The organism is Collinsella tanakaei, from assembly GCF_016900375.1.
In the GTDB taxonomy this organism is placed as follows: domain Bacteria; phylum Actinomycetota; class Coriobacteriia; order Coriobacteriales; family Coriobacteriaceae; genus Collinsella.
On record NZ_JACJKB010000012.1, the window covers coordinates 81616 to 92686 of the forward strand.

Here is an 11071-nt window from a genome sequence, read left to right on the forward strand (position 1 = left end):
GCCCGTGCATGCCGCATCGGCGGTGCAGAAGGAGTATCGCCGCATGTGCCTAGCCGTTCCCGGAAGAATCATCAGCCTCGATAGCGCCGGCGCCGCCACCGTCGACATGCTCGGCGCACGCCGCGAGGTGTCGCTTCGCCTCGTCCCCGATGCGCAGGTTGACGACTACGTCCTCGTCCACGCCGGATTCGGCATCCAGGTCATCAGCCCCGATGAGGCGCGCGAGACCATCGCGCTCATCCAGGAGATGGATGAGCTCGTAGAAGACGAGCTCGCGCCGACGGGAGAGACCGCGTGAGCGCGCCCGCGAAAACGGCGCCGAACATCGACTTCGGCGCGTTCCGCGATCCCGCCCTCGTCCGGGGGCTCATCGGCCGCATCGAGCGCATCGTCGGCGACCGCCCCATCAACCTCATGGAGGTCTGCGGCACCCACACGGTCAGCATCGGTCGCTACGGGTTCCGCTCGATCATGCCCACAGGGCTCCGCCTGCTCTCCGGCCCGGGTTGCCCCGTCTGCGTGACCGCGAACCGCGACATCGACTACGCCATCGCACTTGCCCGCCAGGAAGGCGTCATCATCGCAACCTTCGGCGACATGATGCGCGTGCCCGGCTCCACCTCGTCGCTGCGCGCAGAGAAGGCGGCGGGCCACGACATCCGCATCGTGTACTCGCCGCTGGACGCCCTGCGCATCGCCGAGGAGCAGTCCGAGCGCGAGATCGTCTTCCTGAGCGTCGGGTTCGAGACCACGACGCCCGCGATCGCGGCGAGCATCCTCGAGGCATCCGAACGTGAGCTCACCAACTTCTCGGTGTTCGCCGCCAACAAGATGACGCCGCCCGCGCTTCGCGCCATCGCCGACGACCCCGAGACGCGCATCGACGGCTTTATCCTGCCGGGGCACGTCTCGACCATCACGGGCATCGAGCCCTATCGCTTCCTCGTCGATGAGTTCTCGATTCCCGGCGTCGTGACCGGGTTCGAGCCCGTCGACATCCTCGAGGGCATCGAGATGCTCGCCCGCATGGTCGTCGAGGGGAAGCCGCGTATCGAAAACGCCTACCTGCGCGGCGTGAGCGCCGATGGCAACCGTGTCGCACGCGAGCTGGCCACCCAGGTGTTCGAGCCCTGCGACGCCACCTGGCGCGGCCTGGGCAAGCTTCCGCAGTCCGGCCTGCGCATCCGGCAGGAGTTCGCGCGCTTCGATGCCTCGCAGCGCTTCGATGTCGCCATCGAGCCCACCGTCGAGCCCCGCGGTTGCCGCTGCGGAGACGTCTTGCGCGGGCGCATCGCCCCGACCGGATGCCCGCTGTTCGGCACCGCCTGCACACCCGAGCACCCCGTGGGCCCCTGCATGGTGTCGAGCGAGGGAAGCTGCGCGGCGTACTTCCGTTATCGCGAGGAATAGACGGCGCCACCCGTCTGCCGCCGCGCGACGGGAATGCGACATCGGAAAGCTAACGACGCAGCCGAGACGCGCTGCTGGAAAGGAAAGCACATGGCAAGCGAAACGGTGTTGCTCGGACACGGTTCCGGCGGACAGATGATGAAGCGCCTGATCGATGAGCTCTTCCTGGAGCACTTCGGGTCGCCCGAACTCCTCGCCGGCAACGACGCGGGAGTGGCGGCGCTGCCAGGCACCGGCCGTATCGCCCTTTCGACCGACAGCTTCGTGGTGACGCCCCAGTTCTTTCCTGGCGGAAATATCGGGCGTCTTGCCGTTTGCGGTACGGTGAACGACGTCGCCACCTCGGGTGCGCACGTGCGCTACCTCTCGTGCGGGTTCATCCTCGAAGAGGGCTACCCCATGGACGACCTGCGCCGCATCGTGAAAACCATGGCGGACACCGCAGCGGAAGCGGGCGTCCGCATCATCACGGGCGACACCAAGGTCGTGGAGCGCGGCGGCGCCGATGGCGTCTACATCAACACCGCTGGAGTCGGCGAGGTCCCTGCGGGCGTCGAGCTTTCCGGAGCGCGTTGCCGCCCGGGCGACGCCGTGCTGCTCTCGGGCGCGCTCGGCGACCACGGCATCGCCATCATGAGCCAGCGCGAGGGCCTGGCCTTCGGAACCGAAATCGTCAGCGACGCCGCCCCGCTCAACAGCCTCATCGCCGCTGTCATGGAGGCGGCACCTCACGTGCGCTGCTTCCGCGACCCCACGCGAGGCGGCCTTGCCAGCACGCTCAACGAGTTCGCCGCCGCGAGCAAGGTGGCAATCGAGGTCGAGGAGGACGCCATCCCCGTCCACGACGCCGTGCGCGGCGCCTGCGAGATGCTCGGATACGACGTGCTTCAGGTGGCCAACGAGGGCAAGATGGTCGCCATCGTGCCCGAGGACGAGGCGCAGGCGGCGCTGGATGCCATGCGGGCCAACCGTTACGGCGCCGAGGCGGCGATTATCGGACATGTGGCGGAGCTGCCATCCGGACGAGGCCCCGTCGTGCGCGTGCGCACCGGCTGGGGCTCGACCCGCGTGCTCGACATGCTCGTCGGCGAGCAGCTGCCGCGCATCTGCTAGCATTACGATTGCCGGCCCCACGTATCGATGAACCAAAGGAGCGCGCTTGTCTGCAACCTATAGCCATGTCGTCTTCGATCTGGACGGCACCCTGCTGAATACGATCGAGGACCTCGCGAATGCCGGCAACCACGTATGCCGGCTGCACGACTGGCCGACGTTTTCGATCGATGCCTACCGGTATAAAGTCGGAAACGGCATCTTCAAGCTTATCGAGCGCATCGTTCCGGCAGAATACGCGGGCGATGCTGTCGCGCTCGGCTACGCACTCGACGAATTCCGCTCCTATTACGACCAGCACAAGGAGGACCACACAGGTCCCTACCCCGGCATCCCGGAGATGCTCGACCAGCTGCGCGACGAAGGCCTGAAGCTCGCCGTCCTCACCAACAAGGACCATGCCGCCGCCGCTCCTCTCGTCGAGCGCTTCTTCGGCGCGGGTCGTTTCGCCTACGTGCAGGGACACGTCGACCCCTACCCGCCCAAACCGGATGCTGGAATCACGGGGCGCCTGCTCGAGCGGCTCGGCGCCGACCCGGAGCACACACTGTACGTGGGCGATTCCAGCGTCGACGTGGCAACCGGTCACAATGCCGGCATGCCGGTAGCGGGCGTCACCTGGGGCTTCCGCGGCCGCGCCGAACTAGAAGAAGCCGGCGCCGACCACATCATCGATCGTCCCGACGAACTCGTGAAAATCGCCAAAGCATAACAGCAAGCCATCGGGCGACGCCACCCCAGCCACGGCGGTCACCTGAGCCCGGTAAAGCACTCGTTCAGCAAACAGCTGACACCCTGAGAAAACCTGGACGAAGGCAAAAGCATGACAGTGGGCCCCGTCCTAGCTGTCATGGAAACCCCGTAGGTCGAGTACTCAGTCAGCGAGCGGGCAGCTGGCGAGGCGAGGTGGCCTGAAAGAGGAGGGCATAGGCCTTGGGGCCACCGAGCAACAATGCTTCGACCGCGGCAGATCCCAAGTCGAGTACTCAGTCAGCGAGCGGCTGGCTGGCGAGGCAGATCGCCTTGAAAGAGGAGGGCATAGGCCTTGGGGCCATGCCCGACGATTGAAAGGCGAGGTGCCCGCCAGACAGCCGCGCAGCGTCGACTCAGAGGCTCATGTTGGGGTCAGCATCGATAGAGAAGTCGGAGAACTCGCCGCGCTTGAACTTCTCGCGCGCCACGACGGCGATCATCGCGGCGTTGTCGGTGCAGGCGTTCTGCGGCGGCACTGTCACGCGAATGCCTTGGCGCGAGAGCTTGCGAATCATCATCTCGCGCAGGTGCGGATTGGCCGCCACGCCGCCGCCGATGCAGTATTCCTTCGCACCGGTGGCATGCAGCGCACCCTTCGCCTTCTTGTACTGGACGTCGAACACCGCAGCTTCGAACGACGCGGCAAGATCGGGCAGATGAAGCGGACGGCCGGCCTTCTCCTCCTGCTCGATATACAGCATGACCGCGGTCTTCAGGCCCGAAAGCGAGAAGCGGTAATCGCCCTTGCGGTTCAGCGCGCGCGGGAACTCGATGGCATGCGGGTCGCCGGTCTCCGCCAGGCGCGAGATGATCGGCCCGCCGGGGTACCCCAGGCCCAGAGCCTTCGCGACCTTGTCGAACGCCTCGCCCACCGCGTCGTCGAGCGTCTCGCCGAGAACCTCGTAATCGCCCCAGGCGCGCACGTGCACGAGCATCGTGTGCCCGCCGGAAACAAGGGTGAAGATGAACGGCGGCTTCAGGTCGGGTGTGGTGAGCAGATTGGCGTACAGGTGCCCCTCGAGGTGATTGACGCAGATGAGCGGCGCCCCCGCCGCAAAAGCGAAGCCCTTGGCGAAGGCGACGCCCACGACCAGCGCACCGACGAGGCCGGGACCCTGCGTGACGCCGACAGCCGCGAGCTCCTGCGGCACCAGCGCGCCGCCAGCGAGCCCGAGCGAGACCGCGGCCTCCTCGAGCGCCGCGTCGACGACGCCGACGATGACCTCGACATGCTTGCGCGATGCAATCTCGGGCACGACGCCGCCGAAGCGCGCGTGGAAATCGATCTGCGTGGATACCTGATTGGCAAGCAACGTACCGTCGGAGGCGATGATGGCCACCGCCGTCTCGTCGCACGAGCTTTCGATGGCGAGCACCGGCTGCGCAGCAGCGATGCGCATGCGCTCGTCGTCCGTGCGCACGGGGTCGGGTGCGGGCCAGACGCGCGTCGCTGCGGCCGTCGGCTCGGGCGAGGCGGCATCCACCGGCAACACGAGCGGAAGCGGCGCTGTCAGCACGAGCGCATCGGCACCGGGGCCGTAGTACCCCTTTCGCACACCAGCACGGGAAAAACCGAGCTCGCTATAGAGCGCGATAGCAGCCTCGTTGGCGGCTTCCACCTCGAGCGAAGCGGTCTCGCAGCCCAGCATCTGGGCGTCGTAGCTCACATGGGAAAGCAGCTTGCGCGCAATACCGCGCCGGCGATAGGCCTCGTCCACGGCGACATCGAGAATCTGCACATCGCAGTCGACCACCATGCCGCCCGCGATGCCGATCAGCTTGCCATCGTCGTGCGCCACCCACCAAGAGCGGGGCGCAGCGACGCCCTCACCCAGCTCATCCAGAAACATGGAGGGAGTCCACGCCTCGTGACCCATGCCAGCAAAGCAACGTGCCTCGAGCTCGGAGGCCGCCTCGGCATCCGCAGCCCCCATGGGGCGGAACTGCAGGTGCCTGCCGGCGAGCTCGTCGGCAACGCCCGTCGTGTCGATATGGGCGCTCTCGGCAAGCCCCAGGCGCTTGCGCTCGTTTTCCTCGGCATCCGAAAGACGTGTGTAGATGGGCAGCACGAGCGCCGGATCCCCACCCTCGGCAACAGGAGCAGCACCGTTCGCCTGCGCGAACGCAAGGACCAGCCCCGCGCCCGCCGGCCACCACAGCGCGCGGTCGAGAGCGTGGCCCATCAGGTCCGCCTCCTCGAACAGCTTCCCGTAGCGCACGAGGCCGTCGCCCGTTACCCGAAGCTCGGCAGCATAGGGCAGGCCGGCCCACTCTTCAGCCGCGACAGCAGCCTTGACGACGCGCTCGCGCTCGAACAGGCGATGCGGCCCGCGGTCGTCAAGCTCGTAGAGCGCGGGGTAGACCTCGCCGCGCATGGCGTCGGCTGCCACGCCCAGCTTGCCGCGAATGCCCGCGTTCCACGCGGTCCATGCGGTCGCATCGAGCGTCGAGACGCCGTGCAGCGGGATGTTTGCTCCGCGCGACAGGCCCTTCGCCGTCGAGATGCCGATGCGCACACCGGTAAACGACCCAGGGCCGCGCCCGACCAGCACGGCGTCAACGGCATCCATCGAGACGCCCGCCTCTGCAAGGATGCGGTCGAGGGTGTTCACGAGCTCCTCGTTAGCATGGCGGCGGCACAGATGGTCGCCGCAGGCGAGCATCTCGACGCACTCGCTCGGAGTGCCGCCGCCCGCCACGTGCGCCGCAGCGCATACGAGCATGTCCGTTGAGGTATCGATCGCGACCACAAGGGTCCGGCTATCGACCTGTTCCATCTGTCTCCATCCATTCATGGTCGATATGACCAGATATGTATCATCGATACGGCGATACGCCCCGACTGTACGCGCGCAGGGCGCCCGCATGGCCGTCTCCGAGGCAGAAATGACCCGAAATCCATCTCCTCGAGCTCCCCTGGAGTGCCCTAGCCTCGTTTAGGCCACCCTGAGCACCTTGGAAAAGTACATATCTGGTCAATTTGGCCAGATCTGGCAAACGCGCGACACGAGACGGCCCCCGACCAACCTTCACGTGCCCTTACCCCCGGGCAACAGCTTCGTCTATGCCCTCGGCGAGCGCCTCGGCGCGAGGCCCGAACGCCTCCAGCTCGATGATGCGGCGGTCGGCGTCATCCGGATCGCGCGATAGCGTGATCGACAGATAGGCGTCCGTCAGCTCGTCCTGGAACTGCTCACCCCACTCGAGCACGCACACGCCCTCGTAGCCCAACACGTCGTAGATGCCCGTATCCTCCAGCTCATACGCATGCTCGAGTCGATACAGGTCGAAGTGGAACAGCGGAAGACGCCCGCCGTCGTGCACCGCCATGATGGAGAACGTAGGACTCGTCACGGGTCGATTGTCGCCGAGGCCACAGGACAGCCCCTTGGTGAACTGAGTCTTTCCCACACCTAAGCCGCCTGTCAGCACCAGGACGTCACCGTCCTCGACAAAGCCGGAAACCAGCTTGCCGAACGCGATGGTGTCCTCGACCGACGAGCTCTCGAAGCGATAACGCTCCTTGTACTTCAACCCCATCGCTACTCCTCGACCCGCGGCAGCGCATCGGAATGCGCGGTTGCCGGGACAATGGGGCCGTCAACCGGATGTCGCTCCAGGTAATCGCCCAGCATGCGGAAGTCCTCCTCCAGCAGCTGCTGCCATGCGGGGTTGCGCAGGGCCGCAGCGGGGTGGAAGGTGGGCATCACGACGAAATGGCCCATCTGGTGGAACCTGCCGCGCAGTTTCGTGATGCCGATCTCGGTCTTGAGCACGAAGTGCGTCGCAGGGTTGCCCAGCGTGACGATGATATCGGGCCAGATGCTGCGAATCTGCTCGCGCAGAAACGGCGAGCAGGCGAGCACCTCCTCGGGACGCGGGTTGCGGTTTCCCGGTGGACGGCACTTGAGCACATTGGCGATGTAGATGTCCTCGCGCTTGAGGCCGGCAAGCGAGAGGATGGCGTTCAGGTTCTCGCCCGCGCGCCCCACAAACGGCTCGCCCTGCAGGTCCTCGTTCCTGCCGGGAGCCTCGCCCACGAACATCACGCGGGCACGGGGGTTTCCCACGCCGAACACGATCTTGGTGCGCGTCTCGTGCAACGGGCACAGCCGGCAATCGCCAAGAACCGAGCGGATCTCGTCCAGAGTGACCTCGCGCGGCTTCTGCCGCTCGTGGCCGGGAATATGCATCACGCCCATGGCCCCTCCCCTACGTGTAGATCTTCTCGAGACGCATGCCGAATCCGCACGCAACCTCATAGTTGATAGTGCCGCGCAGACGCGCCATCTCGTCCATGGTGATCTCGGCGTCGCCGTCGCGGCCGATGATGGTCACAAGGTCGCCCATCTCGGCCTCGGGCACCTGTTCGCGCGAAGTCTGAGTGATGGCGACCATGCACTGGTCCATGCAGATATTGCCCACCTGCGGCACGCGCACGCCGCGGTACAGCACGTCCATGCGGTTCGAGAGCGTGCGAGCGAGACCGTCGGCGTATCCGACGGGAATCGTGCAGATCTGCACGCGGGCACGCGGCACGCGATAGGTGAAGCCGTACCCGACACCCTCGCCCATCGCGGGATGCGCGGTGCGCGTCACGCGAGCGCGCACGCTCATGACGGGCTCGAGCGGGAAGACCGGGCGCGTGGCCTCACAGGGCTGCAGGCCATAAAGACCGATGCCGGCGCGGATCATGTCGTAGTGCGTGCTGCGGTCCAGGATGGATGCCGCAGTGTTATCACAGTGCACGATACCGCATTCGAACCCGGCGTCGCGCATGGCGGCGACCGCCTCGTCGAAGCGCTTGCGCTGGAGCTTGTAGTCCCAGCCATTGGACTCGTCGGCCGTCGCGAAGTGCGTGAACACGCCGTCGCACTCGATGCCGCGGTGGAAATCGATGCTGCGGCGAAAATCGATGACATCGGCATAGTGCACGCCGATGCGGTTCATGCCCGTCTCGATAGCCATGTGGTACTTGCCCACCACGCCAAGGCTCACCGCGCGCTCCCCATAGGCGAGCGCGAACTCAGAGGTATAGATGGAAGGCATGAGGCGATGCTCGAGTAGTGTGTCGATCGCGGTCAGGGGCGGCTCGCTCAGCACCACGATGGGCTCAGTGATTCCGCCCTCGCGCAGCTCGACACCCTCGTTCACCGTCGCCACGGCGAACATATCGGTACCCGTCGCGTGCATGATCTTCGCACACGGCACAGCACCATGCCCATAGGCATCAGCCTTGACCACGCAGCACAGACGTTGCCTTGGGCCAAGCAGGTTCTTAAACGCCCGCACGTTGCGACGAAGGGCGCCCTGGTCGATCTCGACCCACGCCCAGCGCGTCGCCGGCTCCTTGCGAAGCGGCATGCTCCTTACGCCTCCCCGTCATTCAGCAGGCCCAGCTGCTTGTAGGCCTCGTTCTCGACAAGCTGCATCGCCTCGCCGATAAGATCGATCAGATCGGTGGCGATCACACTTCGATCGCCATACTCCGCCGCCGCGGCGAATCCCGTATAGGAATGAACGGCGACGCCATAGGCAGCGAGCAGCTCCCAGCGATTAACCTCGCCGTGCGTCGTCGCCATCGTTCCGGCGAGGATACCGGCCAGGACATCGCCCGAACCCGCCGTGGCAAGACTCGCGGGGCCCGCCATGGGGATGAGGACCTTCTCGACGCCCACGATCGCAGTCGTGGCGCCCTTGGCGACCACGACCAAGTTATCCGAGCCGACCGCCCATTCGATACGCTGGGCAGCGTCGATGGCGGTGCCCAGGTCGTCCACCGGAATATCGCCCAACAGGCGGGAGAGCTCACGATGATGCGGCGTGAAGATCAGCGGCGCCTCGCGACGATAGAGCTCAGGGGTCTTATCGATCCCGTCGATAGAGAGGCGAGCGAGGCAGTTGAGCGCATCGGCATCGAGAATCAGCGGCACATCGAGCTCGAGCAGTCCCGAGACGATCTGCATGCTTCCCGCGGCGGTCGTGATGCCCGGCCCACACAGCACGCAGTCGTATTTGGGCGCGATCTCGCACACCGTCGTGCGGGCAGCGGCGCCGAACGATCCGCGGGTGTCGGAAGGAAGGGAAATCACGGGAATGGAGGGAAGCGCCATACGGATCAGATTCGCGCAGGCATCGGGTGCGGCAACCGAGACATAACCCGCACCGGCGCGCGCGGCGGCCTTGGCGGCCATGATGGCGGCGCCCGGATAGCGCGCAGAACCGGCCACGATCAGGACAGAGCCGCGCGAGTACTTGTTGACGTTTGCGGGCAGCGGCTCCATGAACTCCACGAGATCGCCCGCCTCCACGATCTCAGCGGCATGGTCGACATCATCGATCACCTCGTCGAGTCGGTCGTACAGCTCGCCGCAGACAAGATCGCCGACGTACTGCGGGCCATCGGCGCTGTACAGGCCGATCTTGGGCGCAATCATGGTCGCGGTCTTGTCGGCGCGCACGCAGCAATCCTCCACGACGCCCGATTCGGAGTTGAGACCGGAGGGCACATCGACCGAGATCACTCGGACCGAGGCCTCGTTGAGCGTGGGGATCCAGATGGAGAACGGAGGACGCACGGCGCCATGGAACCCGGTGCCGAGGATAGCATCGATGGCAAGGTCGGCCTTGTTCAGCAGCTCGGCGAGCTCGTCACGCGAGGGGCCGACGACGACCGTGACGTCGCGACCGGCGGTTCGGCGGGCGACATGACGCGCGAGCGCGCTCGGAATCTCATTGGGCTCGACGGGCGTCACCACGACAACATGGGCGCCGCGCTGCTGCAAGATATCGGCCGCGACCCAACCGTCGCCACCGTTATTGCCGAATCCAACGAGGATGACGACCTCTTTGGGATCATAGCCCTGAGCAAGATTGGCGATGAACTCGCCAGCATGCTCCATGAGCTCGGCTTTGGAGGTGCCCTCGCGCTCGATGATGTTCTCGAGGGTGATGACTTCCTCAGTGCTCAGAATTGGCTTCATGTTCTTGCTCCTGTTCTGTGGGCACGGCGTCCGACTCGAGCGCCATCAGCTCATCGATCTGAAGCGACTCAAGCTCGTCAAGAACCGATCGTGCGTCGCGGAACGACTGGGCGATCAGCGTCTTGTCATCCTGTTTGGAAGGCTTCGGCTTCGGCCGATCCTCAAGCGTGATCGCCATAGCATTGGCCACAGCGAGCTCGCTGGTGAATGAGAGGGAAAGGGCCACCTCGACGATGCCCTTCTGCTGGGCGATCTCGAGTGCGCGTCCGGAAAGCACAGCCAAGGGTCGACCATGCTTATCCTTAGAGACGGAAACGTCCTTGCGGCCGACTCCCTGACCGAATCCGGTACCGAGGGCCTTGAGGACGGCCTCGCGCGCGGCGAAGCGACAGGCGTAATGGGCGGCAGGCCGAGATGACGCCTCGCAGTACAGGCGCTCTTCATCAGTAAACAGACGCTGGGCAAAAGCCGGCGTCCGCTCAAGGATCTGTTCCATACGGGGGATCTCGACGATATCGACCCCGATGCCGCCTTCCGACATGTCACCGCCTTTCCTCTACATATACATACGTTTACCTATTGTATCCGTATCGGACCAATGCTGATGCATATACATAGGGAAGAGCGTGCAGAGCGCAGAAACGCAGGCGCAGGGTCAAAGAGAAGCAGAGAGGCCGTCCCGGGAGGCGCCCCGAAAAGGGAAAGGGCCCCGGGGGATCGCTCCCCCGGGGCCCTCCCCGCGATGAAACGCCGTCCACCGGTCAGCGGCGCCCTGCTCTCCCACGGGCTTCCCCCGCAGTACCATCGGCGCT

At 65.5% G+C, this 11071-nt stretch carries 10 protein-coding genes; 4 read left to right on the forward strand and 6 right to left on the reverse strand.

Translation table 11 applies throughout. The features are described from left to right. Window positions 1-4 precede the first annotated feature (4 nt). The 4 genes from H6A16_RS08170 to H6A16_RS08185 all read left to right on the forward strand — a co-directional run bounded on the left by H6A16_RS08170 (window position 5) and on the right by H6A16_RS08185 (window position 3235). A complete protein-coding gene (locus H6A16_RS08170; RefSeq protein WP_342589742.1) occupies window positions 5-298 on the forward strand; it encodes a HypC/HybG/HupF family hydrogenase formation chaperone in 294 nt (97 codons plus the stop codon). Continuing rightward, window positions 295-1410 (forward strand): hydrogenase formation protein HypD, encoded by a 1116-nt coding sequence (hypD, locus tag H6A16_RS08175; protein WP_204618021.1) that lies wholly within the window; start codon window positions 295-297, stop codon window positions 1408-1410. The genes H6A16_RS08170 and hypD overlap by 4 nt, the downstream gene beginning before the upstream one ends. 90 nt (window positions 1411-1500) lie before the next feature. Further along, complete coding sequence (gene hypE, locus H6A16_RS08180; protein ID WP_204618023.1) at window positions 1501-2523, forward strand: hydrogenase expression/formation protein HypE; 1023 nt, start codon at window positions 1501-1503, stop codon at window positions 2521-2523. Window positions 2524-2569: 46 nt separating this feature from the next. After that, window positions 2570-3235, forward strand: coding sequence for an HAD family hydrolase (locus H6A16_RS08185; RefSeq protein WP_204618025.1), 666 nt, complete (start codon window positions 2570-2572; stop codon window positions 3233-3235). 394 nt (window positions 3236-3629) lie between these two features. Here the strand turns inward: H6A16_RS08185 and tsaD are convergent, their stop codons facing one another. The 6 genes from tsaD to acpS form a co-directional block, all read right to left on the reverse strand. Further along, window positions 3630-6053, reverse strand: coding sequence for a tRNA (adenosine(37)-N6)-threonylcarbamoyltransferase complex transferase subunit TsaD (gene tsaD / locus H6A16_RS08190; protein ID WP_204618028.1), 2424 nt, complete (start codon window positions 6051-6053; stop codon window positions 3630-3632). A 262-nt stretch (window positions 6054-6315) separates the two neighbouring features. After that, window positions 6316-6816, reverse strand: coding sequence for a tRNA (adenosine(37)-N6)-threonylcarbamoyltransferase complex ATPase subunit type 1 TsaE (gene tsaE / locus H6A16_RS08195; protein WP_204618031.1), 501 nt, complete (start codon window positions 6814-6816; stop codon window positions 6316-6318). 2 nt (window positions 6817-6818) lie between these two features. Beyond that, the gene (locus tag H6A16_RS08200) at window positions 6819-7478 is read right to left on the reverse strand and encodes a uracil-DNA glycosylase (protein ID WP_204618033.1); all 660 of its coding nucleotides are present in this window, start codon (window positions 7476-7478) and stop codon (window positions 6819-6821) included. Between the two features lie 10 nt (window positions 7479-7488). Next, a complete protein-coding gene (gene alr / locus H6A16_RS08205; RefSeq protein WP_204618035.1) occupies window positions 7489-8640 on the reverse strand; it encodes an alanine racemase in 1152 nt (383 codons plus the stop codon). 5 nt (window positions 8641-8645) lie between these two features. Further along, window positions 8646-10259 carry an NAD(P)H-hydrate dehydratase gene (locus tag H6A16_RS08210; protein ID WP_204618037.1) on the reverse strand — a complete coding sequence of 538 codons (1614 nt, stop codon included), beginning with the start codon at window positions 10257-10259 and terminating at the stop codon, window positions 8646-8648. Then, window positions 10237-10800, reverse strand: coding sequence for a holo-ACP synthase (acpS, locus tag H6A16_RS08215; RefSeq protein WP_204618039.1), 564 nt, complete (start codon window positions 10798-10800; stop codon window positions 10237-10239). Before acpS ends, H6A16_RS08210 begins: the two co-directional genes overlap by 23 nt. Between the last annotated feature and the right edge of the window lie 271 nt (window positions 10801-11071).